Genomic DNA, 23,231 nt, shown 5'->3' on the forward strand with positions numbered 1-23,231 from the left:
ATATTTGAATCGGGATTGCATTGCAGTCCCACTGGAACAGGAGAGTCGAGTCATGAATCGCGAAATGTTGATGTTGGTCGAAGCCATCTCACGTGAAAAGAACGTGGAGCGCGACGTGGTGTTTGGTGCTGTGGAAGCCGCTTTGGCCCAAGCCACCAAAAAGCTGTTTGAAGGCGAAGTGGACATCCGCGTGGCCGTTGACCGCGACAGCGGCAACTACGAAACCTTCCGCCGCTGGCACGTGGTGCCCGACGAAGCCGGTTTGCAGTTGCCCGAGCAGGAAATCTTGCTGTTTGAAGCCCAAGAGCAAATCCCAGACATCGAAGTTGACGAATACATCGAAGAGCCGATCGAGTCTTTGCCCATTGGCCGCATTGGCGCCATGGCGGCCAAGCAAGTGATCTTGCAAAAGATCCGCGACGCAGAGCGTGAAATGCTGCTCAACGATTTCATGTCGCGCGGCGAAAAAATCTTTGTCGGCACCGTCAAGCGCATGGACAAGGGCGACATCATTTGTGAAGCCGGTCGCGTTGAAGGCCGCTTGCGTCGCAGCGAAATGATCCCCAAGGAAAACCTGCGCAGCGGTGACCGCGTGCGCGCCATGATCATGGACGTGGACCTGACCCTGCGCGGCGCGCCCATCATCTTGTCGCGTTCGGCGCCCGAATTCATGATCGAGCTGTTCCGTCAGGAAGTGCCCGAGATCGAGCAAGGCCTGCTGGAAATCAAAACCTGCGCCCGTGACCCTGGTTCGCGCGCCAAGATCGCTGTGCTCTCGCACGACAAGCGTGTGGACCCGATTGGCACCTGCGTCGGCGTGCGTGGCACCCGAGTGAATGCCGTAACCAATGAATTGGCTGGCGAGCGTGTGGATATCGTGCTGTGGAGCGAAGACCCCGCCCAGTTTGTGATCGGTGCATTGGCCCCCGCCAACGTGCAGTCCATTGTGGTGGACGAAGAAAAGCACGCCATGGACGTGGTGGTGGACGAAGAAAACTTGGCGATCGCGATCGGTCGCGGTGGTCAAAACGTCCGCTTGGCTTCTGACCTGACCGGCTGGAAGATCAACATCATGGACGCGGCCGAATCTGCCCAAAAGCAGGCCGAAGAAACCTCCGGTATCCGTCAGCTGTTCATGGAAAAGCTTGATGTGGACCAGGAGATCGCCGACATCCTGATCGAAGAAGGTTTCACCAGCCTGGAAGAAGTGGCTTATGTGCCCATCCAGGAAATGCTGGAGATCGAAAGCTTCGACGAAGACACCATCAACGAGCTGCGCGCACGCGCCAAAGACGCTTTGTTGACCCTCGAGATCGCACGTGAAGAGAGTGTCGAAGACGTCTCTCAAGACCTGCGTGACCTGCCTGGCCTGACGCCTGAGCTGATTTCCAAGCTGGTGGAAGCGGGTGTCCACACCCGCGACGACCTGGCTGACCTGGCGACTGACGAATTGACCGACATCACTGGTCAAACCGCCGAAGAAGCCACCGCCCTGATCATGAAAGCCCGCGAACATTGGTTCGCAGGCCAGGCCTGAAGTTAACGGAGGCTTGAACACCATTATGTCCAGCACCACAGTTGCCGAGTTCGCCAATGAACTCAAAAAATCCGCCGATGTCCTGTTGCAGCAATTGAGCGCAGCCGGCGTGGCCAAAACCTCGGACAGCGATGCACTGTCCGATGCCGACAAGCAAAAGCTCCTGAGCTATTTGCAAACGAGCCACGGCACACAAGCCGGCGACCGCAAAAAAATCACTTTGGTCAAGAAATCGACCAGCGAGATCAAGCAAGCCGACTCCTCTGGCAAGGCCCGCACGATTCAAGTTGAAGTGCGTAAAAAGCGCACCTTGATCAAGCGAGACGATGAAGTCGTCTCTGAAGACGCCGCTGAAACAACACCTGAGTCAGTGATCGATCATGCTGAGCTGGCACGCCGTGAAGAAGAAGCACGTCGTCAAGCCGAGTTGATCCGTCGTCAGGAAGAAGAGTTGGCCGAAAAACGACGCCTTCGTGAGGAGCTAGAGGCCAAGCAGCGCGCTGTCGCTGAAGCTGAAGCTCAGGCCGCACAAGCCCAGGCTGATGCGGCAGCTCAAGCAGCCAAGCCTGCATTGAGCCGCGATGAGCGCGAGCAACTCGCCCGTGCAGAAGCAGCCAGCATCAACGCTTCCCAGTCAAAGCCTGCCCAAGCGCCCGTCGTGGATACGGCCGCCTTGGAAGCCGCTGAAAAAGCCCAAGCGGCTCAGGCAGCCCGCGAGGCCGCAGCCGTTCAAGCAGCGGCTGAATCCAAAGCACGTGCGGACGAAGAAACTGCCCGCGCCCGTGATTTGGATGAGCGTCGCCGCAAAGCCTTGGCTGAAGCCGAGGCCATTCGCACCATGATGAATGCCCCGAAGAAGGTGTTGGTCGCGAAGAAGGATGAGCCCAAAGTTGAGCCTAAAACCGCTGTCAAAGGCACTTTGCACAAACCAGCCGGAACACCTGCACCCGGCGCTCGCGCTGCTGCAGCCAAGGCCGGTGACGCGGCTGCCCCCGGTGGTAACAAAGAAGTCAAATCGGCCAAGCTCTCCTCCAGCTGGGCAGGTGAGCCGGGCAAGAAAAAGGCCATCCCGACCCGTGGTGACACCAGTGGCGGCGTGGGCCGAAACAGCTGGCGAGCAGGCCCCAAGGGCCGCCGTGGCAACGATCGCGACCGTGACGATTCCCATGGTCAATCTGCACCTCAAGAAGTGCGCGTGATCGAAGTGCACGTGCCAGAAACCATCACCGTGGCCGAATTGGCACACAAGATGGCGATCAAAGCCTCCGAAGTCATCAAGCACCTGATGAAACTCGGTCAAATGGCCACCATCAACCAACCGCTGGACCAAGACACTGCCATGATCGTGGTGGAGGAAATGGGCCATAAAGCCGTGGTGGCTGCTTTGGACGATCCCGAAGCTTTCACCGATGAAGAAGTTTCCGATCAACACGCAGAGGCCAAATCGCGTGCCCCTGTGGTGACCGTGATGGGTCACGTGGACCACGGTAAAACATCGCTTCTCGATTACATCCGCCGTGCCAAAGTGGCTTCTGGCGAAGCCGGTGGCATCACGCAGCACATTGGCGCTTACCACGTGGAAACACCACGCGGCATGATTTCCTTCTTGGACACGCCCGGTCACGAGGCCTTCACGGCCATGCGTGCCCGTGGCGCACAAGCCACCGACATCGTCATCCTGGTGGTGGCCGGTGACGACGGCGTGATGCCTCAAACCAAGGAAGCCATCAAACACGCCAAAGCGGCCGGTGTGCCGATCGTGGTCGCCATCAACAAGATGGACAAGCCCGATGCCAACATCGAGCGTGTGCGCGCTGAACTGATCTCCGAAGAAGTGGTTCCCGAAGAGTTTGGTGGCGATTCGCCGTTTGTGTCTGTGTCGGCCAAGACCGGCATGGGTATTGACGATTTGCTGGAGCAAGTGCTCTTGCAAGCCGAAGTGCTTGAACTCAAGGCCCCGGTGGATGCTGCTGCCAAGGGTCTGGTGATCGAAGCGCGTCTGGACAAGGGCCGTGGTCCTGTGGCCACTATCCTTGTGCAGTCCGGTACCTTGAACACGGGCGACGTGGTTCTGGCAGGTCAAACCTTTGGCCGTGTGCGGGCCATGTTGGACGAAAACGGCCAACCCATCAAATCGGCTGGTCCTTCGATTCCTGTCGAGATTCAGGGTCTGACCGAAGTGCCTCAAGCTGGCGACGAATTCATGGTCATGGGCGATGAGCGTCGTGCCCGCGAGATCGCCACTTACCGCGCTGGCAAGTTCCGCAACACCAAGCTGGCTAAGCAACAAGCGGCGAAGCTTGAAAACATGTTCACCGACATGTCTGCTGGCGAAGTCAAGACTTTGCCCATCATCGTCAAGGCCGACGTGCAAGGCTCGCAAGAAGCCTTGGGCGCATCCTTGCTCAAGCTGTCGACCGAAGAGGTCAAAGTGCAGATGGTGTACTCCGGCGTGGGTGGCATCAGCGAGTCGGACATCAACTTGGCCATTGCTTCCAAAGCCATCGTCATCGGCTTCAACGTGCGCGCCGATGCCGGTGCCCGCAAGTTGGCCGAAGGCAATGGTGTGGATATCCACTACTACAACATCATTTATGACGCTGTGGATGAGCTCAAAGCTGCCATGTCGGGCATGTTGGCACCAGAACAGCGCGAAGAGGTCATCGGTACCGCCGAGATCCGCACGGTGTTCGTGGCTTCCAAGATCGGCACGGTTGCAGGTTGTATGGTCACGTCGGGCATGGTCAACCGCAATGCCAAGTTCCGTTTGCTGCGCGACAACGTGGTCATCTACACCGGCGAGCTCGATTCGCTCAAGCGCCTCAAGGACGATGTGCGCGAAGTCAAAGAAGGCTTCGAGTGCGGTATCAAGCTCAAGAACTACAACGACATCAAAGAAGGCGATCAACTCGAATTCTTCGAAGTCAAGGAAATCGCGAGAACCCTGTAAATGGCCCGTAAAAAGGTTTCATCCGTACCCAATCGCGGTTTCCGCGTGGCCGACCAGATCCAGCGCGATCTGGCCGAGTTGATCGCGCGTGAGTTGAAAGACCCACGCGTGTGCATGGTCACGCTCAACGCGGTCGAGGTGACACCCGACTACGCCCATGCCAAGGTTTTTTTCAGCGTTTTGACCGGTAACCCCGATGAAGCCACCGAAGGCCTGAACGCCGCTGCGGGTTTTCTGCGCAATGGTTTGTTCAAGCGTTTGCACATCCACACCGTGCCGACACTGCACTTCTTGTTTGACCGCACCACAGAGCGTGCATCGGACATGAATGCCTTGATCTCCAAAGCGGTGGCCTCTCGCGCCAAAGACGACGAAGCATGACCGCAGCGCCACGCACCAGGGTGCAGCGGCGCCCTGTGCATGGGGTGCTGCTGCTCGACAAACCGCTGGGACTGTCCAGCAACCAGGCTTTGCAAAAGGCCAAGTGGTTGCTGCGTGCCGAAAAGGCCGGACACACCGGGACTTTGGACCCCTTGGCCACCGGTTTGTTGCCCTTGTGTTTTGGTGCAGCCACGAAATTCAGTCAGCAACATCTGGATGCCGACAAGGTTTACGAGACGACGGTACGACTGGGCATCAAGACCAGCACGGCCGACGCTGAAGGTGATGTGATTCAGACACGAGAAGTGTCATGTACACCGGGTAGGGTGGTGGAAGTTCTGGACCAGTTCATGGGCCCGATCAGCCAGGTGCCCCCGATGCACAGCGCCTTGAAAAAGGACGGCAAAGCTTTGTACGAATACGCCCGCGAGGGCGAAACCGTCGAGCGTGCGCCTCGCAATGTGGTGATTCACGATCTGGAGTTGCTCGACATGCAGCTGCAAGGTGATGCCCCGTTTTTGCGCTTGCGCGTGGCGTGCAGCAAAGGCACTTACATCCGAACCCTGGGCGAGGACATTGCCGAGGCTTTGGGTTGTGGGGGGCATCTGAGCGCATTGCGCCGGGTGCAGACCGGTCCTTTTGACCAAGCGCAATGCGTGAGTCTGGAGCAGCTCGATGCAATGGCTGAAAACGAGCGCTTGAGCGCTTTGCAGCCGGTGGATGTTTTGCTGCCGGGCTATACCGATGTGAGCTTGGACAGCGAAAACGCTGGACGATTTTTAAGTGGGGTGCGCCGACGCGGCCCTTGGGTTGATTGTGATCATGTGGCCGTTTATGGAGAACATCCTCGTGCACTGCTGGGAACAGCGCATGTGCGTGGCGGCGAATTGATTCCGGGTCGATTGTTGAGCCCGATCGAAATTCAACAGATTTTGGAAAAATCACCTGCCAACGAGCCGTTGCTGGCCGAGCAGGTTTAAAGGAAGAAAGCATGAGCAAGCAAATTCGCAACATCGCCATCATTGCCCACGTTGACCACGGTAAAACCACCATGGTCGACCAACTGCTGCGCCAGTCGGGTACCTTCGCTGACCACGAAAAAGTGGTCGACACCGTGATGGACAACAACGCCATCGAACGTGAGCGCGGCATCACCATTTTGGCCAAGAACTGCGCTGTGAGCTGGGAAGGCACCCACATCAACATCGTGGACACCCCTGGACACGCGGACTTCGGTGGCGAAGTGGAGCGCGCTTTGTCCATGGTCGACGGCGTGGTGTTGCTGATCGATGCGCAAGAAGGCCCTATGCCTCAAACCCGATTCGTGACCAAGAAAGCCTTGGCTTTGGGCCTCAAGCCCATCGTGGTCGTGAACAAGGTGGACAAACCCGGTGCCAACTGCGACAAAGTGGTCAACGCTGCTTTCGATCTGTTCGACAAACTCGGTGCCACCGACGAACAACTGGACTTCCCCGTGGTGTACGCCTCCGGCATCAACGGCTGGACCTCGATGGAAGAGGGCGCACCTGGCGAGCAGTGGGGCCCCGACATGTCGGCCCTGTTCAACACCGTGCTCCAGCACGTCAAGCCCAACTCGGGTGACCCAGCAGCACCATTGCAATTGCAAATCTCGGCGCTCGATTTCTCCACCTTTGTGGGCCGCATCGGCGTGGGCCGCATCAGCCAGGGCACCGTCAAGCCTGGCATGGACGTGGTTGTGATGGAAGGCCCTGATGGTTCTTCCGTCAAAGGTCGTGTCAACCAGGTGCTGACTTTCCAGGGTCTGGACCGTGTGCAAGTGACCGAAGCCGGTCCTGGCGACATCGTGCTGATCAACGGCATTGCCGATCTGAACATTGGCGTGACCGTGACCGACCCAGTCAACCCCACACCACTGCCCATGCTCAAAGTGGACGAACCCACGCTGACCATGAATTTCTGCGTGAACACTTCACCATTGGCCGGCCGTGAAGGTAAGTACGTGACCAGCCGCCAAATCTGGGACCGTCTGCAAAAAGAATTGCAGCACAACGTCGCTTTGCGCGTGAAAGAAACCGACGAAGACGGTATCTTTGAAGTCGCTGGCCGTGGTGAACTGCACCTGACCATCTTGCTGGAAAACATGCGCCGCGAAGGCTACGAGCTGGCGGTTTCAAAACCCCGTGTTTTGTTCCGCGATGTGGACGGTGAGCGCCATGAGCCTATTGAGTTGGTCACAGCCGACATCGAAGAAAACCACCAGGGCGGCGTGATGCAAGCCTTGGGCGAGCGCAAAGGCGAGCTGGTCAACATGGAACCCGATGGCCGCGGTCGCGTCCGTCTGGAATACCGCATCCCCGCCCGTGGCCTGATCGGTTTCTCCAACGAATTCCTGAACCTGACCCGTGGCTCTGGCCTGATCTCCAACATCTTTGACGGCTACGAGCCCCACAAAGGTGACATCGGTGGTCGCAAGAACGGCGTGCTGATCTCGATGGACGACGGTGAAATCTTCACATACGCCCTGGGCAAGCTGGACGACCGTGGCCGCATGTTCGTCAAAGCGAACGACCCGGTGTACGAAGGCATGATTGTGGGTATCCACAGCCGTGACAACGACCTGGTGGTCAACGCCACGCGCACCAAGCAGCTGACCAACTTCCGCGTGTCCGGCAAGGAAGACGCGATCAAGATCACCCCACCGATCGACTTGACCCTGGAATACGGCGTCGAATTCATCGAGGACGACGAGTTGGTCGAAATCACGCCCAAGAGCGTTCGCCTGCGCAAGCGCTTCTTGAAAGAGCATGACCGCAAGCGCAACAAGTGATCTGAACCACGCGGCTTGACATGAAACTCAGGCACGGTCAGGCGGTCGCGATGATGGTGGGGATCACAGCCTTGTGGTCCATCGCCGGCGTTGTGACCCGCCATCTGGAGCAGGCCCGCAGTTTTGAGGTGACGTTCTGGCGCAGTTTCTTCACGGTGCTGTCGCTGCTGGTCATCCTCCCGCTGTGGCAGGGCAGGGGCGTCCTGTCCCGTATGCCTTGGCGCAGCCCCTATTTTTGGCTCTCTGGCGTGTGCTGGAGCGTCATGTTCACCGCCTTCATGTTGGCCCTCATGCTGACGGCGGTGGCCAATGTCTTGATTACCATGGCGATCGGGCCCTTGCTCACCGCGCTGGTCACCCGTGTCTTTTTGGGGCACCGCTTGCCTTTGCGCACCTGGGCCGCGATTGTGCTGGCCGGCGTGGGCATCTCCTGGATGTACGGCAGCCAATTGAGTTTGGGTGCCCCCAACTTTTTGCTCGGCTCCATGGTCGCTTTGTGCGTGCCCATCGCAGGCGCAGTGCAATGGACCTTGGTTCAAAAAAGCCATGCCGACGGTCTGGACCTCGACTTGGTGCCCTCGGTGTTGCTGGGTGCCGTTCTTTCCTCCTTGTTCACTTTGCCACTGGCCTGGCCGTTTCAAGCCTCGGTCCACGATGTGGCCCTGCTGGCCATGCTGGGGCTGTTTCAGCTGGCGATTCCTTGTGCCTTGTCGGTGGTCTGCGCCCGCGTGCTCAAAGCACCTGAAGTGTCCCTTTTGGCCTTGCTTGAAATCGTGTTCGGCATTGCACTGGCTTGGTGGGGCGCCAACGAGGCACCCCAGCCCAGTGTCTTGCTGGGGGGCGCCTTGGTGTTGAGCGCCTTGCTCATGAATGAATTTTTAGCCTGGAAAAACAATGTCTGACGTCATCGCCACCATCGAAGGCCGCATCGGCTGCATCACTTTGAACCGCCCCAAGGCGCTCAATGCCTTGTCGCTGGACATGGTGCGTCAGATCACCAGCGCCTTGCTGGCTTGGGTGCACAACGAGCAAGTCCTGGCCGTGGCTGTGCGCGGCACCCACAAAGAAGGCCCATTTGGCGCCTTTTGTGCAGGTGGTGACATCCGTTATTTCCACCAAGCGGCCAAGGCGGGGGACCCCAGCCTGGAAGACTTCTTCACCGAAGAGTACCGACTGAACCACCTGATCCACACCTACCCCAAGCCCTACATCGCGCTGATGGATGGCATCGTCATGGGCGGTGGCATGGGCATCAGTCAGGGCGCCAGCGTGCGCGTGGTCACCGAGCGCAGCAAGATGGCCATGCCCGAAACCCACATTGGCCTTTTCCCCGATGTGGGTGGCGGCTATTTCTTGAGCCGCTGCGCCGGTCGTCTGGGCGAGTACTTGGGCTTGACGGGTCACTTGCTGCACGGCGAAGACGCGGTCCACGCGGGCTTGGCCGATGGCATGGTCGCCTCGGGCAAGCTGGCCCACCTTTGGCAAACCCTGATCGAGACCCCGTTTGAAAATGGCGAAGCCGTCGAGCGCTGGGTCACCACCCGCTTTGACCGTCTTGAAAAATCCGGCTTGTCGAACCGCGCGGAAATGGATGCGGTGTTCGGCTTGAACAGTGTGGGCGACATCTTGCAAAAGCTTGAATCGGCCAGCGACGAATGGTCTGTGCAAACGGCCCAAACTTTGCGCCACCGTTCACCCTTGATGCTGCATGTCGTGCTTGAGCAAATTCGCCGTGCCCGAGGCATGAGCCTGGCCGATGACCTGCGCATGGAGCGCGATCTGGTGCGCCACTGCTTTGCCCTGCGCCCAGTCAGTGACAGTGAAACCGTGGAAGGCATCCGCGCCTTGGCGGTCGATAAAGACCACAGCCCGCAATGGAAGCCTGCTCGTTCCGAAGACGTCGATGCTGCCGAAGTGGCCGCGTTTTTTGTGAGCCCCTGGCCAGCCCATGCGCACCCACTGCGTGAGCTGAACTGATCAGCGGTGGCGGCTTTTCATCACGCGTTCGACCTCGCGTTTGCCTTCGCGGTCCTTGATGGTGTTGCGCTTGTCGTGCTCGGCCTTGCCTTTGGCCAGCGCGATGTCGCATTTCACCTTGCCTGATTTCCAGTGCAAATTGATCGGCACCAGGGTGTAGCCCTTTTGCTCGATCTTGCCAATCAGGCGTTTGATCTCTTCTTTGTTCAGCAGCAGCTTGCGTGTGCGGGCGGCTTCAGGGTTGATGTGGGTCGAGGCCGTCTTGAGCGGGTTGATCAAGCAGCCAATGATGAACAACTCACCATCGCGAATGACCACATAACCGTCGGTCAGTTGTACCTTGCCTTCGCGGATGGCCTTGACCTCCCAGCCTTCGAGCACCATGCCTGCCTCGTAGCGCTCTTCGAAAAAATAGTCGAAGGCCGCCTTTTTGTTTTCGGCGATCTTGGCAAATGTGGGGGCAGCAGGGGACTTTTTGTTCGTGGCCATGGTGAGCAGATGAGGACGGCCGCGCCGTTCGCAAGTCAGGTGCAGGCAAGCTGCAATCCGAAGGCCGGGATAAAACTACAATCCCAGCAACATTGCATTGTATGAAGAATATCCACAAGTCCGTCCTCATCTGGTACTCGCCCGAGGAAATGTTTCGCCTCGTGACCGACGTGGCCCGTTACCCCGAGTTTTTGCCTTGGTGCGACCAGTCGCGTGTGCTGGAGTCGGATGCCCAAGGCATGCTGGCCGAAGTCGGCATCAGCCTGGGCGGTATCCACCAAAGTTTCACCACCCGCAACACGCATGAAGAAGGTCGCACGGTTGGCATGCGCTTGGTCAAAGGACCATTTTCCGAACTCAGTGGCACTTGGCGCTTTGTGCCCGTGGGCGATGGCAGCCAAAGGGCCTGCAAGGTTGAGCTGGATTTGCAGTACGGCTTTTCGAGCAGCACCTTGGCCGCCTTGGTGGGGCCGGTGTTCGACAAGATCGCCGCCAGCTTGGTCGATGCCTTTGTCAAACGTGCCGAAGTGGTCTATGCCTGATTCCGGCAGCCTGAACATTTTTGTGTGCTGGAGTCCGCAGCCCAGACAGGTGTTTGAATGCCCATTGGAAGTGCCTGTGGGCAGCACCGTGAAGTCGGCAATTGAACAGCTGATGGCGGCCGGCGCTCCCGAGGCCTTGCCAGCGGATCTGGCCAAATTGCCCTTCATGCAACCGGGCATCTGGGGGCGCAAGGTGACTTGGGGTCACCGACTTCAAGCAGGCGACCGCCTTGAGCTTTACCGCGACCTCAAGGTCGACCCCAAAGTGGCCCGTCGCCAACGCTTCAAACGCCAAGGCAAAGGCCGCACAGGTTTGTTTGCCAACCGCAAAAGCGGTGTGGCCGCAGGCTACTGAACACGCCATGCAAGCCCTTTTGAATGCCATCTCGCAGATGGTCAACACTGCCGATGCGCATCGGGTCTTTCACGGCCGTGGCGGTGTTTATCCGGACAGCGAGCAGTGGACGCTCGACTGGTTCGCGCCGGTCTGGGTGCTGACGAGCTTCAAGCCTGTCACCGAAGAAGAATTGACGCAATGCCAGATGGCGTTTGAGCAGCGCTGGCAAACCCTGGCCGCAGGTGAACCGCTCAATTGGGTGTTCCAATGCCGCGCCGCAGGTCACACCGAAACACGCCTGATGGCCGGCAGCGTGCCTGACAAACATGTGGTGACAGAGCAGGGCGCTCAATACCTGGTCCACGTTTTACGTGGCCAAAACCACGGCTTGTTTTTGGACATGGCCAACGGCCGGGAATGGCTGAAACAACACGCCCTGCACGAAAACATCCTCAACTTGTTTGCCTACACCTGCGCGTTTTCAGTCGTGGCTTTGCAGGGCGGGGCCGCACAAGTGGTCAATGTGGACATGAGCCAAGGCGCGCTGGCCGTGGGCCAGCAAAACCACCGCCTGAACGATTTGCCGCCCAAATCCCGCTTTTTGGGGCACGACATCTTCAAGACCTGGGGCAAGATCAGCAAGATGGGCCCGTATGGTGTGATCGTGATCGACCCGCCCAGCTACCAAAAGGGCAGCTTCATCGCGACCAAGGACTACATCAAGTTGATCCGTCGCCTGCAAGACCTGCTGGAGCCGCAAGGCCATGTCCTGCTGTGCCTGAATGCCCCCGAGCTGGACACGCAGTTTTTGCACAGCCAGGTAGCCGAGGCGGCGCCCAGCCTGCGATTCATTGAGCGTTTGGCCAATCCGGCAGTGTTTGTCGATGTGTCCCCTGAGAAATCGCTCAAGGTCTTGCATTTTCAGAACGCCTGATCTGGCGCAGCTCCGTGTTTTTTGACAGGTGAGCAGGGAAATCCCTTGGTTGGCGCGGGTACAATCTTTTTTTTGGAGCCTTAGCTTATGCGCCTACTCGGTAAAGCCCTTACTTTTGACGACGTTCTCCTCGTCCCCGCCTACTCCCAAGTCCTGCCCAAGGACACGTCGCTTGCGACGCAATTCACCCGAAACATCCGCCTGAACCTGCCCCTGGTGTCCGCCGCCATGGACACGGTCACCGAAGCACGTTTGGCGATTGCCATCGCGCAAGAGGGCGGCATCGGCATTGTTCACAAAAACCTCACGGCCCAAGAGCAAGCAGCTCAAGTGGCCAAGGTCAAGCGCTACGAATCCGGCGTTCTGCGCGACCCGGTCGTGATCACCCCCGAGACCACTGTGCGCCAAGTCATGGCCCTGAGCGATGAGCTGGGCGTGTCGGGTTTCCCCGTGTGCGACGGCGGCAAAGTGGTCGGCATTGTGACCGGCCGCGATTTGCGTTTTGAGACCCGCTATGACCAAAAGGTCAGCGAGATCATGACCCCGCGTGAGCGCCTGGTGACCGTGCCCGAAGGCACCACGCCTGAGCAGGCCAAACACCTGCTCAACAAACACAAACTCGAACGCCTGCTGGTTGTCAACGATGCCTTTGAGCTCAAGGGCTTGATCACCGTCAAGGACATCACCAAACAGCTGAACTTCCCCAACGCGGCACGCGACGGCGCAGGCAAACTGCGCGTGGGCGCCGCCGTGGGCGTGGGCGAGGGCACCGAAGAGCGCGTTGAAGCGCTGGCCCGTGCAGGCGTGGACGCCATCGTGGTGGACACCGCGCACGGCCACAGCAAAGGCGTGATCGACCGCGTGCGCTGGGTCAAGCAAAACTACCCGCACATTGAAGTCATTGGCGGCAATATCGCCACCGGTGCGGCTGCTTTGGCACTGGTTGAAGCCGGCGCCGATGGCGTCAAGGTGGGCATTGGCCCTGGGTCGATCTGCACCACCCGCATCGTGGCGGGCGTGGGCGTGCCGCAAATCATGGCGGTGGACTCCGTGGCCACAGCACTCCAAGGCACCGGCGTGCCTTTGATTGCCGACGGCGGCATCCGCTACAGCGGCGACATCGCCAAAGCCATTGCCGCAGGTGCAGGCACCGTGATGATGGGCGGCATGTTTGCAGGCACCGAAGAAGCCCCGGGCGAAGTGATCCTGTACCAAGGTCGCAGCTACAAGAGCTACCGCGGCATGGGCTCGATTGGCGCCATGCAGCAAGGCAGTGCTGACCGCTATTTCCAGGAGTCCAGCACCGGCAACCCCAACGCCGACAAACTGGTGCCCGAAGGCATCGAAGGCCGTGTGCCCTACAAAGGCTCTGTGGTCTCCATCATTTACCAAATGGCGGGCGGCTTGCGGGCCAGCATGGGCTACTGCGGCTGCGCGACCATCGACGACATGCACACGCGTGCCGAGTTCGTGGAGATCACCGCTGCGGGCATCCGCGAGAGCCACGTTCATGACGTGCAGATCACCAAAGAGGCGCCGAACTACCGCGCTGATTGAGCGCCGTTAAAATCACGGCATTCCGAACCAAGGCGTCTGGACATCCCAGACGCCTTTTCCATTCATAGAAACCGCTTGCCATGCAGCATTCCAAGATCCTGATCCTCGACTTCGGCTCCCAAGTCACCCAGCTGATTGCCCGCCGTGTGCGCGAAGCGCATGTGTTTTGCGAAGTCCATCCCTGTGATGTCAGCAGCGATTGGGTGCGCGAGTACGCCAAGGACGGCAATCTCAAAGGCATCATCTTGTCTGGCAGCCATGCCAGCGTGTACGAGGTCGATGACCGTGCACCCGACGCCGTGTTCGAGTTGGGCTTGCCCGTTTTGGGCATTTGCTACGGCATGCAGACCATGGCCGAACAATTGGGCGGCAAAGTGGAGGCGGGTACGACACGCGAATTTGGCTACGCCGAAGTCCGCGCCCACGGCCACACCGAGCTGCTCAAAGGCATTGAAGACTTCGCCACGCCAGATGGCCACGGCATGCTCAAGGTCTGGATGAGCCATGGAGACAAGGTCACCCAGCTGCCCGAAGGCTTCAAGGTCATGGCCTCGACACCGGCTTGCCCGATTGCCGGCATGGCCGATGAATCCCGCCACTTTTATGCGGTCCAGTTCCACCCCGAAGTCACGCACACCGTGCAAGGCCAGGCGCTGCTCAACCGTTTCGTGCTGGACATTTGCAAGGCCCGCCAAGACTGGATCATGGGCGACTACATCGAAGAAGCCGTGGCCAAGATCCGCGAGCAAGTCGGTGACGAAGAGGTCATCTTGGGCTTGTCTGGCGGTGTTGATTCCTCCGTAGCCGCCGCACTGATTCACCGCGCCATCGGCGACAAGTTGACCTGCGTGTTTGTGGACCACGGCTTGCTCCGCCTGAACGAGGGCGACATGGTGATGGAGATGTTCGTCGGCAAGCTGCACGCGAAAGTCATTCGCGTCGATTCCAGCGATTTGTTCCTCGGCAAGTTAGCGGGCGTGAGCGAGCCTGAAGCCAAGCGCAAGATCATCGGCGGCTTGTTTGTGGACGTTTTCAAAGAACAAGCGGCCAAACTCAAGGCCGGAGATGGCGGTCACAAGGGGGCGACCTTTTTGGCCCAAGGCACGATTTACCCCGACGTGATCGAGTCTGGCGGCGCCAAGAGCAAAAAAGCCGTGACCATCAAGAGCCATCACAACGTGGGCGGCTTGCCCGAGCAACTGGGTTTGAAACTGCTGGAGCCTCTGCGCGAACTGTTCAAAGACGAGGTGCGCGAATTGGGCGTGGCCCTGGGCTTGCCCCGCGAGATGGTCTATCGCCACCCCTTCCCAGGCCCAGGCTTGGGTGTGCGCATCTTGGGCGAAGTCAAAAAAGAATACGCCGACCTGCTGCGCCGTGCGGATGCGATCTTCATCGAAGAGCTGCGCAATTTCACCGACGAAACCGGCAAGACCTGGTACGACTTGACCAGCCAAGCCTTTACGGTGTTCTTGCCCGTGAAAAGCGTGGGCGTGATGGGCGACGGCCGCACCTACGACTACGTGGTGGCCTTGCGTGCCGTGCAAACCAGCGACTTCATGACCGCCGACTGGGCCGAGCTGCCTTATGCGCTGCTCAAGAAAGTTTCGGGCCGCATCATCAATGAAGTGCGCGGCATCAACCGCGTGACCTACGACGTGAGCTCCAAGCCTCCAGCGACGATTGAGTGGGAGTAGTAATTGAGCGTAAGTTGTTGATTTATATGGACTTAAAGTTACACATAAATCACACAAACGCTAATTAACACTTGTATTTAGGTGCGTTTTGAAGTTACAGTTACACAACTTGCTACACAGCAAAGTAGCAATGAAAAACTGTAACTACCCAAGCCTAAAAAATGTCGCTGAAAAAAAAGACTTTTAACGAAGAAGAGATACTGATTTACGACGAGGCTGTCATCTATAAACGAGGTGACATATGGCAGTTTCGCTATTGGCTTGTAAAAGAGCGTAGGTATGTAAGACTTAGCTTAAAAACTAAGAATCAAGTTTCGGCAATAGAAATAGCAAAAAAACACTTCGTAAAAATTAAGTCCGAAACAGATAGCGGAAAGACTTACTACTCTAAAACAGCTAAAGATGGTGTATTGATGTACTTGGAGTACAGAAAAGGACACATAGATAGCAGGACTACTAAGAGTATTGTTAAGGGCAGATACGGAACAATACGGGCACACTTAGAGCATTGGCTAGACTTTATTGAGCGTGACACAAAGCTAAAAGAATTAGATAGAGATAGCTGTGCTAACTATGCTAAAGATAGAGAAAAGCCAAGTGCTACAAAGACTACAGCGTTATCTACGATAGCTAATGAACAAAGCACTATCAACTCAATGATGAAATGGCTTCACAAGAAAGGTGAAGTTTACATTGATGGATTTGACTTTGAAACAATATCAATACGCAATACACCAGAAGAAGCAGTAAGACGCTCATCATTTACAGATGAAGAGGTATGGGCTTTTAGATTAGCAATACCCAAGTACATTGAAGAAGCTATGAAGGACTTGAATGACTTAGAGAATAAGGCTAGGGTTCTTTCGGCTCACTATCTACTTATAGTGGCATTCCCCCAAATCAGTAGACACTTTTCATAGCGCAGTTTGACGCTGGCGCTCGAACTCATGGGGGCTGAGTTGATCGAGATGCTTGTGGCGTCGCACTCGATTGTAGAAACCCTCGATGTAATCGAAGATTTCTGACTTGGCTTCAGCCCTTGTTTGGTAAATCCGTTTTTTGATCTGCTCGCTCTTCAAGCTGCTGAAGAACGACTCAGCCACAGCGTTATCCCAACAGTTGCCCCGACGGCTCATGCTGGGGCTCAACCGGTTGTCTTTGCACCAGCGATTGAACTCGTCACTGCCAAATTGACTGCCCTGATCCGAATGGATGATCACAGAATCCTTTGGTTTTCTGCGCCAAACCGCCATCGTCAGTGCATCCAGCACCAAACTCGTCTGCATTCGTGCGCCCATACTCCAGCCAACGACCGCACGCGAGTGCAAATCCAGCACGGCAGCCAAATATAACCAGCCCTCATGCGTGCGGATGTAGGTGATATCCGTGACCCAAGCGTGGTCTGGCTCATCGTGCTGGAATTGACGCTCCAATTGATTGGGAGCCACTTGCGCAGGCTTGCCCACCTTGTACCTGGGTCTCTTGTACCCCCGTACCGATTTGATCTGCGCTGCGCGCATCAACCGGGCAACACGGTTTTCGCTACACGCCACACCCGCCTCCTTGAGATCAAAGAAGATGCGAGGACTGCCGTAGATGCCCATGCTTTGGTCGTAGAACTCACGAATCTGCGTGGTCAACTTTTCATTGGCCTTGGCCCTTGGAGAGAGCGGCTCACGCAGCCAAGCGTAATAGCCGCTGCGGTGCACCTTAAGAACACGGCACATACTGGTCAGACGAAACTCGCGCTGGTGTACCTGCATGAACGCGTACTTCACCCGGACTGCTTGGCAAAGTACGCTGCGGCCTTTTTTAAGATGTCGCGCTCCTCTGTTGTTCGCCTGAGTTCAGCCTTGAGCTTGGTCATCTCAGCTTGCAGCGCTTTGAGGTCGCTTGACTGGGGTGCGTCTGATTTCTTGAACTTGTTGACCCAGCTGTACAGAACCCCCTCCGGAATTCCCAGCCGCTTGGCCACATCGACGACGGCATGACCTTTATCGATGACTTGTTTGACCGCCTCGGACTTGAACTCGGCGGCATATTTCGTTCGTTGCATTTGCATGGCTCCAATTCAGTTTTGACATCATTATTTGTCTACTAATTTGGGGGAATGCCACTTGTTTTGGAAGATGGAAGTCAACATGTAGCATATGCTACACACATATTTGGATTTATTTTAGGAACAATAGTAGCAATGGCTTGGAAAGAATTAGCTGTTGACACTGATAGAAAAATTGATGAACTGAAAGAGGAACTTTGATGAATAACAGGAACGGATTACACATTCAAATTGTTATCTTTGCTTTGATAACATCTGTATTGACAGCATTAGCTAACTTGTTAGTTGAAAATATAGTAGGTATAAATGTTTTCTCTTTTGGCTTATGGCTAATCATCCCAGTAGGTGCTGTACTAATTGGTATGGGTGGTGCTAGTGGTGGATTTTTAGCTTGTAGATATTTTAACATCATGCCTTCAAAGTTGGATGCTATTGCTCTAACTTTAGTAGCGGCTTTTACAATGTTCTTGATTTATTACATGGGTTATTCAACTCTTGTATTGGATGATGGTGTACTAGCAAAAGATGTTGTTGATTTTGGAACTTATCTTGATGTTGTTGTAACTAAGGCTCATATGAAAGTAGGTAGAGCTCTTAATCATGATACAGGTGAGGTTGGTAGCTTTGGTTATTGGCTTCTTGTCATTAGATTTGTAGGCGTTTTAATTGGTGGCTTTGCTATTTTTGCTAGCCTAAAAGAGTTGCCAGTTTGTAGCGATTGTGATGTCTACTTTAAGAAGATTGGCGTTAAAGAAAACTTACAACCTAATAGTGATACAGCACAAACTATATTAGATAAGATTAGAAGCGGAACTGTTGAAGATTACGCTAGTGCTATAGAAAGCACAGGTAAAGGTGATTGTGATGTTAAAATTGAGTTTACTTTGATGCGTTGTCCTAAGTGTCGTTCGGAAATGGTTACTGAGGAGTTCTTTGTCAAAAACAAAGATAAAAACTTTGTAGCTGTTAAGGAATTAAACGGTAAAACGCTTATGCCAAAGGACTCTATCATTCCTTCGTTGTTTGCGAAGAAATAACTTTGGTAGCTGTTATGTACACAGTGAGGGGCTTAAATTCTTTTGTTTTTATGTTACACAATGTGTAACAAAGCCCTTTTTTCCTATGTATACTGCTACTCACAAAATTAATTAAGAATCCTTAAGTTAACAAAATGTTACGCAAAAGTTACACAACTCACAATTTTGAGTTACAAGTTGTTGATTTTGTTGAATTTTATTTGTGGGCTACTACTGAGTGGGAATAAGCCGGTGTACATTCGGGTCTTCAGTACAAGGAGACTCGGATGATTGGCTACACCTGCGTGGGCACCAACGACCTGGACAAAGCCGTCGCTTTTTACAGCGATTTGCTGGGCGTTTTGGGTGCCAAAGTCTTTTTCAAATCCGACCGCGGTGTGGGTTGGGGCACAGCGCCCGATCAGCCCATGTTCAGCGTCATGAAGCCCTTTGATGGCAAGTCCGCCAGCGTGGGCAATGGTGCGATGGTGGCTTTGTCTGCAGCCAACCCCGAGCAAGTTCAAGCCTTGCACGCCAAGGCGCTGGCATTGGGCGGCCAAGATGAAGGTCAACCTGGGGCTCGTGGGTCCAATTTTTACGGCGCCTATTTCCGCGATTTGGATGGCAACAAGCTGGCGGCTTTTTGCATGGTCAAAGGCTGAGCGATGTATTTGCCGCAACAGTTTGACAAGCCTGAGCATGCCTGCGCGATCATGCACGGGCACCCCTTTGCCAGTTTGATCACGACAGACGACACGGGTTTTCCGTTTGTCACGCACCTGCCGCTCAAACTGGAAGAGGAGGGGGGGCAGGCTGTTCGCTTGTTGGGGCATTGCGCCAGAGGCAATCCCCTGGCCCGTTACCTCACAGAACGACCTGAGGCTTTGGCCAGTTTCATGGGGCCGCAAGCCTATATGTCGCCGCGGGTGTATGCCGACAAACAACGCGTGCCGACCTGGACGTATCTGGCGGTCCAAGCCCGCGTGCAGGCCCGCTTGCTGGAGGGCGAAGAAGCCAAAGACGCCTTGCTCAAACAATTGATTTCTGACCATGAACCGGCTTATGCAGCGCAGTGGCGCACCTTGCCTGAAGACTACACCGTCAAGATGCTTGCCGCGATCCAAGCGTTTGAGCTGAACATCGTCAGCCTGCAGTGTGCGGTCAAACTCAACCAGCACCGACCCGAAGCCCATGCCGCCATGCACGCGGCGTATGCCCAAGGCAATGAGCAAGAACAAGCCTTGGCCGGCTGGATGAGTAAGTTGGGGCTGGTGTGAACCCTCGTCACGAACACTGGATGGGCTTGGCCCTGGAACATGCCCGATCGGCTGCGGCTGAGGGCGAAGTCCCCGTGGGTGCGGTGGTGGTCAAAGATGGACAGCTGATCGCCACAGGACGCAATGCACCGATTGCGACGCATGACCCGACAGCGCATGCCGAAGTGGTCGCGCTGCGTGAGGCCGCCAAGGTGCTCGGCAACTACCGCCTCGAGGGTTGCACCTTGTATGTGACGCTGGAGCCTTGCAGCATGTGCAGCGGCGCCATGCTGCATGCCCGCTTGGATGCGGTGGTGTTTGGTGCCCCCGATCCACGCACCGGTGTGGCGGGCTCGGTCATGAACCTGTTCGCCAACACGCAGCTCAACCACCAGACCCAGGTCGTTGGCGGCGTTATGGCGAAAGACTGCGCCCAGTTGCTCAAAGATTTTTTCAAGCCCAAGCGCATGAACAACGATCCGATTCGCGAAGACGCTTTGCGCACGCCCGATGCTGCATTTGCTGCTTTGCCCGACTACCCTTGGCAGCCGCATTACGTCAGCGATTTGCCCAGCATCAACGGTTTGCGCATGCACTACTTGGACGAGGGGCCACGCGATGCCCCTGTGACCTGGCTGTGCCTGCATGGCAATCCGGCTTGGTCTTATTTGTACCGCCACATGATCCCGGTTTGGTTGGCCGCGGGCCACCGCGTCGTGGCGCCCGACATGGTGGGTTTTGGCAAAAGCGACAAGCCCAAGAAAGACAGTTTTCACCGCTTCGAAACACACCGCCAAGCATTGCTCGATTTCATCGATCGCCTCGATCTCCAAGGGGTGAACTTGGTGGTTCAGGACTGGGGCGGCATTTTGGGTCTTACCCTGCCGATGGCCGCGCCCCAGCGTTACCAGAGCCTCTTGGTCATGAACACCACCTTGGCCACTGGTGAGCAGCCCCTGAGCCCAGGCTTTCTGGCTTGGCGCGATTGGTGCCAAAGTCAGCCGCAGTTCGATGTGGGCAAATTGTTTTTGCGCGGCAATCCCAGCATGAGCGCCGCTCAAGCGGCGGCCTACAACGCGCCCTTTCCCGACAAAGGCTTCCGCGCCGCTTTGAGGGCATTTCCGCCCATGGTGCCGGAGTTTGTCGATTCCGAAGGTGCGGCCATTTCAAGGCAAGCTCTGGCCTTTTGGCGCGATGAATGGCAGGGCCGATCTTTCATGGCCATCGGCCAGCAAGACCCGGTTTTGGGTGAGCCCGTGATGCGGCAGCTGCAGCAATGCATCCGAGGCTGCCCTGAACCCATGCTTTTGCCCCATGCGGGCCATTTTGTGCAAGAACAGGGCAGGGCGATCGCCGAGGCGGCTGTGCGACACTTGGGTTGATCGCATCCCTGTCGGATGCCGGCCGCGTTGATGCGGCCATTGAACATTTCAGACAGCATGGCCCACATTTATATTTTTTCTCCTTCCAGCGCCGTCCGCGACAAAGCGGCATTTCGGCGGGGTCTCAAACGACTGCAAGCCCAAGGCCACCAAGTTGAGGTGGACGAAGCGGCTTTGAGCAGCCACATGCGGTTTGCAGGAGACGATGCCACACGCGTCGCCGCCATCACCCGCGCCGCCGCCAGTGGCGCCAATGTGGCGCTGATTTCGCGTGGTGGCTATGGCCTCACGCGCATCCTGCCCGCTTTGCCCTATAAGCGGATCGCCAAAGCCATTGATGGCGGCATGCAATTCGTCGGCCTGAGCGATTTCACCGCTTTCAACCAGGCGGTTTTGGCCAAAACGGGGCGCATCACCTGGCAAGGCCCTGCGCTGGGTGAAGATTTCGGCTGCGCGGCCGAGCCTGACGACATCATGCAAGCGTGCTTTGACGATTTGTTGATGGAGCAGGGGGAGGGCACCGGCTGGCAATTGCCCAAAGCCGAGGCCGAGCGCCGCGTGTTGGTCAAAGATGCGCCACTTTGGGGCGGCAACTTGACGGTGCTCACATCGTTGCTCGGCACACCATATTTCCCTCAAATCAAAGGTGGCGTTTTGTTCCTCGAAGACGTGGGCGAACACCCCTACCGTTTAGAGCGCATGCTGACCCAGTTGTTGCACGCAGGTGTCTTGGGCCAGCAAAAAGCAGTCTTGCTGGGGCAGTTCACCAACTACAAATTGGTGCCTGCACACGACAAAGGCTTCAAATTGCACACCGTGGTTGACTGGCTGCGCAGCCAAATCAAGGTGCCTGTGCTGACGGGCCTGCCTTTTGGCCATGTCGATACCAAGGTGTTGTTGCCCGTGGGCGCCAAGGTTGACCTGGTCACCGAGGGCCGCGATGCCTTGATGGTTTGGGGTCACATCTGAGGCTCGGCTTTGGCTTACCGTACCAAATCCTCGATGGCATCCACCACCATGCCGGTTCCGATGGCGATCAACAAGATGTCAGACGCCACTCGTACATAGCGGTACCCGGAGGGCGGAACGCCCAGCGACAAGACCACAGAGCGCGGTACGTCATAAAACACCACGCCGCGTGCCAAGGGATGGCCTTTTTGCCACTGGCGCGACTGACCGAGGGGCAAACAACCGTTGTTTTTCTTGGCAAGGCCTGGTGGACAAAATCCGCGATTTTCAGGGCGTCCATAGTAGTCATGGGCCGCAGCCCGATGGTGCTCTTGAAAATATCCACCGATCGGGACACTGCCAGGATGGTCCATTGCACGTCCATGGGGTGCTTCATGAGCGCTTGATCTTTCCTTTTCGCCTTGTCCTTGGCGTTGCTCATGGCCTTTCTTTTCTCGGCCATGTTGCGCTTGGGCATCTTTCACCATCCAGACGGATTGGGTCAATGCCAAGAGAGATGCGATCACTGCGTTGCTGGTCTTCATGTTCAGATTCCTAGAAGTCATTGACCGCAAAGGTATCTGAACGCCTTGTCTGACTCTGTGCTCTGGCGCGCATTGAGCAGAAGTTCCTGCGTACCAATCTTGATACTTCTCTTATTGACTTAACATAATATACATCGTACGAATTTATGTACCTAAAAAAAAGCTCTTCTGCTTATTTAACCAACTCTTACAAACCTTCCCACATCCGCTTTATACCATCTTGGATGATGAAGTGCAAGAACTTTACGTAACCTTTCCCTTGCAACATGCGTATAAATTTGGGTGCTGGACAACGATACATGCCCCAACAGCAGCTGTATCACCCTCAAATTTGCCCCAGCGTTAAGCAAGTGAGTCGCAAATGCATGCCTCAAACTGTGCGGCGAGCACGGGACTCCAATTTTTGCCTTTGCTGCATAACGCCTCACCAATTTATACACGGTCGTCCTTGTCAGCTTCTGACCAACGTTTCTTGTCGCCACAAACAACCGGCTGCATTGATGACCACCAAGCAAGTATGGCCGAGCCCACGTCAAATATTGTCTAAGCCAATGGTTCGCTTCTTGTCCATACAAAACAACGCGATCACGATTGCCCTTGCCACGGACAACAAAACAGGTCTGTTCGTGTTTCACCTGAAACGCCTCAACTCCCAAGGCTTCGCTCACTCGCAAACCTGTTGCATACAGTAATTCTGACCTGCCCCCTCTGAGCCATACCAAACCGATGGAACTGAGTCCGCTAATTTTGGAGAATGGCGGATATGAAGACCACACGATTTACCGACGAGCAGATCATCGGATTCCTCAAGCAAGCTG

23 protein-coding genes are annotated in these 23,231 nt (G+C 56.2%); 19 read left to right on the forward strand and 4 right to left on the reverse strand.

Translation table 11 applies throughout. The features are described 5' to 3' along the window. Nucleotides 1-52 precede the first annotated feature (52 nt). The 7 genes from nusA to QLQ16_RS02495 are packed head-to-tail and all read left to right on the forward strand — an operon-like array spanning nucleotide 53 to nucleotide 9,654. Nucleotides 53-1,537: a transcription termination factor NusA gene (gene nusA / locus QLQ16_RS02465; RefSeq protein WP_283223086.1), complete on the forward strand. Its 1,485-nt coding sequence runs from the start codon at nucleotides 53-55 to the stop codon at nucleotides 1,535-1,537. Between the two features lie 25 nt (nucleotides 1,538-1,562). Beyond that, a complete protein-coding gene (gene infB, locus QLQ16_RS02470) occupies nucleotides 1,563-4,487 on the forward strand; it encodes a translation initiation factor IF-2 (protein WP_283223087.1) in 2,925 nt (974 codons plus the stop codon). Beyond that, nucleotides 4,488-4,868 (forward strand): 30S ribosome-binding factor RbfA, encoded by a 381-nt coding sequence (gene rbfA / locus QLQ16_RS02475; RefSeq protein ID WP_283223088.1) that lies wholly within the window; start codon nucleotides 4,488-4,490, stop codon nucleotides 4,866-4,868. It begins immediately after the preceding gene. Then, nucleotides 4,865-5,848, forward strand: coding sequence for a tRNA pseudouridine(55) synthase TruB (truB, locus tag QLQ16_RS02480; RefSeq protein ID WP_283223089.1), 984 nt, complete (start codon nucleotides 4,865-4,867; stop codon nucleotides 5,846-5,848). Before rbfA ends, truB begins: the two co-directional genes overlap by 4 nt. Nucleotides 5,849-5,859: 11 nt before the next feature. After that, complete coding sequence (gene typA / locus QLQ16_RS02485; RefSeq protein WP_283223090.1) at nucleotides 5,860-7,677, forward strand: translational GTPase TypA; 1,818 nt, start codon at nucleotides 5,860-5,862, stop codon at nucleotides 7,675-7,677. Nucleotides 7,678-7,697: 20 nt separating this feature from the next. Further along, nucleotides 7,698-8,579 carry a DMT family transporter gene (locus QLQ16_RS02490; RefSeq protein ID WP_283223091.1) on the forward strand — a complete coding sequence of 294 codons (882 nt, stop codon included), beginning with the start codon at nucleotides 7,698-7,700 and terminating at the stop codon, nucleotides 8,577-8,579. Next, a complete protein-coding gene (locus QLQ16_RS02495; protein ID WP_283223092.1) occupies nucleotides 8,572-9,654 on the forward strand; it encodes an enoyl-CoA hydratase/isomerase family protein in 1,083 nt (360 codons plus the stop codon). Before QLQ16_RS02490 ends, QLQ16_RS02495 begins: the two co-directional genes overlap by 8 nt. On the opposite strand, the gene smpB is transcribed toward QLQ16_RS02495, so the two are convergent. Continuing rightward, nucleotides 9,655-10,143 carry an SsrA-binding protein SmpB gene (gene smpB / locus QLQ16_RS02500; RefSeq protein ID WP_283223093.1) on the reverse strand — a complete coding sequence of 163 codons (489 nt, stop codon included), beginning with the start codon at nucleotides 10,141-10,143 and terminating at the stop codon, nucleotides 9,655-9,657. Nucleotides 10,144-10,244: 101 nt separating this feature from the next. On the opposite strand from smpB, the gene QLQ16_RS02505 reads away from it, so the two are divergent. The 6 genes from QLQ16_RS02505 to QLQ16_RS02530 all read left to right on the forward strand — a co-directional run bounded on the left by QLQ16_RS02505 (nucleotide 10,245) and on the right by QLQ16_RS02530 (nucleotide 16,127). Then, complete coding sequence (locus QLQ16_RS02505; protein ID WP_283223094.1) at nucleotides 10,245-10,685, forward strand: type II toxin-antitoxin system RatA family toxin; 441 nt, start codon at nucleotides 10,245-10,247, stop codon at nucleotides 10,683-10,685. Next, the gene (locus QLQ16_RS02510; protein ID WP_283223095.1) at nucleotides 10,678-11,040 is read left to right on the forward strand and encodes an RnfH family protein; all 363 of its coding nucleotides are present in this window, start codon (nucleotides 10,678-10,680) and stop codon (nucleotides 11,038-11,040) included. Before QLQ16_RS02505 ends, QLQ16_RS02510 begins: the two co-directional genes overlap by 8 nt. Before the next feature lie 7 nt (nucleotides 11,041-11,047). After that, the gene (locus QLQ16_RS02515; RefSeq protein ID WP_283223096.1) at nucleotides 11,048-11,956 is read left to right on the forward strand and encodes a class I SAM-dependent methyltransferase; all 909 of its coding nucleotides are present in this window, start codon (nucleotides 11,048-11,050) and stop codon (nucleotides 11,954-11,956) included. A gap of 87 nt (nucleotides 11,957-12,043) precedes the next feature. Then, nucleotides 12,044-13,513, forward strand: a complete 1,470-nt coding sequence (gene guaB / locus QLQ16_RS02520; RefSeq protein WP_283223097.1) for an IMP dehydrogenase — start codon at nucleotides 12,044-12,046, stop codon at nucleotides 13,511-13,513. Between the two features lie 80 nt (nucleotides 13,514-13,593). Next, the gene (gene guaA / locus QLQ16_RS02525; RefSeq protein WP_283223098.1) at nucleotides 13,594-15,207 is read left to right on the forward strand and encodes a glutamine-hydrolyzing GMP synthase; all 1,614 of its coding nucleotides are present in this window, start codon (nucleotides 13,594-13,596) and stop codon (nucleotides 15,205-15,207) included. A 161-nt stretch (nucleotides 15,208-15,368) separates the two neighbouring features. Then, entirely contained in the window at nucleotides 15,369-16,127 is a 759-nt protein-coding gene (locus tag QLQ16_RS02530) for a hypothetical protein (RefSeq protein ID WP_283223099.1), read from the forward strand. Here the strand turns inward: QLQ16_RS02530 and QLQ16_RS02535 are convergent. Further along, a protein-coding gene (locus QLQ16_RS02535) for an IS3 family transposase (RefSeq protein ID WP_108325526.1) occupies nucleotides 16,122-17,263 on the reverse strand; the annotation gives its coding sequence in 2 pieces (ribosomal slippage) (nucleotides 16,122-17,017 and nucleotides 17,017-17,263; 1,143 coding nt in all). The two genes, QLQ16_RS02530 and QLQ16_RS02535, sit on opposite strands and share 6 nt — an antisense overlap. A gap of 54 nt (nucleotides 17,264-17,317) precedes the next feature. Here QLQ16_RS02535 and QLQ16_RS02540 point away from each other — a divergent pair. The 6 genes from QLQ16_RS02540 (at nucleotide 17,318) to QLQ16_RS02565 (ending at nucleotide 21,889) form a co-directional block, all read left to right on the forward strand. Beyond that, complete coding sequence (locus tag QLQ16_RS02540) at nucleotides 17,318-17,467, forward strand: hypothetical protein (RefSeq protein ID WP_283223100.1); 150 nt, start codon at nucleotides 17,318-17,320, stop codon at nucleotides 17,465-17,467. Then, on the forward strand, nucleotides 17,467-18,303 hold the full coding sequence (locus tag QLQ16_RS02545; RefSeq protein ID WP_283223101.1) for a hypothetical protein: 837 nt from the start codon (nucleotides 17,467-17,469) through the stop codon (nucleotides 18,301-18,303). The genes QLQ16_RS02540 and QLQ16_RS02545 overlap by 1 nt, the downstream gene beginning before the upstream one ends. 266 nt (nucleotides 18,304-18,569) lie before the next feature. Then, nucleotides 18,570-18,944 (forward strand): VOC family protein, encoded by a 375-nt coding sequence (locus QLQ16_RS02550; RefSeq protein WP_283223102.1) that lies wholly within the window; start codon nucleotides 18,570-18,572, stop codon nucleotides 18,942-18,944. Nucleotides 18,945-18,947: 3 nt separating this feature from the next. Beyond that, nucleotides 18,948-19,559 (forward strand): FMN-binding negative transcriptional regulator, encoded by a 612-nt coding sequence (locus QLQ16_RS02555; RefSeq protein ID WP_283223103.1) that lies wholly within the window; start codon nucleotides 18,948-18,950, stop codon nucleotides 19,557-19,559. Next, complete coding sequence (gene tadA, locus QLQ16_RS02560; protein WP_283223104.1) at nucleotides 19,556-20,920, forward strand: tRNA adenosine(34) deaminase TadA; 1,365 nt, start codon at nucleotides 19,556-19,558, stop codon at nucleotides 20,918-20,920. The genes QLQ16_RS02555 and tadA overlap by 4 nt, the downstream gene beginning before the upstream one ends. A gap of 57 nt (nucleotides 20,921-20,977) precedes the next feature. Next, on the forward strand, nucleotides 20,978-21,889 hold the full coding sequence (locus QLQ16_RS02565) for an LD-carboxypeptidase (protein WP_283223105.1): 912 nt from the start codon (nucleotides 20,978-20,980) through the stop codon (nucleotides 21,887-21,889). Nucleotides 21,890-21,903: 14 nt separating this feature from the next. Here QLQ16_RS02565 and QLQ16_RS02570 read toward each other — a convergent pair whose 3' ends face one another. Continuing rightward, nucleotides 21,904-22,413 (reverse strand): RcnB family protein, encoded by a 510-nt coding sequence (locus QLQ16_RS02570; protein WP_283223106.1) that lies wholly within the window; start codon nucleotides 22,411-22,413, stop codon nucleotides 21,904-21,906. A gap of 176 nt (nucleotides 22,414-22,589) precedes the next feature. Further along, entirely contained in the window at nucleotides 22,590-23,189 is a 600-nt protein-coding gene (locus QLQ16_RS15795) for a tyrosine-type recombinase/integrase (RefSeq protein ID WP_431310367.1), read from the reverse strand. Nucleotides 23,190-23,231 lie beyond the last annotated feature (42 nt).

The organism is Limnohabitans lacus, from assembly GCF_030053395.1.
Classification (GTDB): Bacteria; Pseudomonadota; Gammaproteobacteria; order Burkholderiales; family Burkholderiaceae_C; genus Limnohabitans_A; species Limnohabitans_A lacus.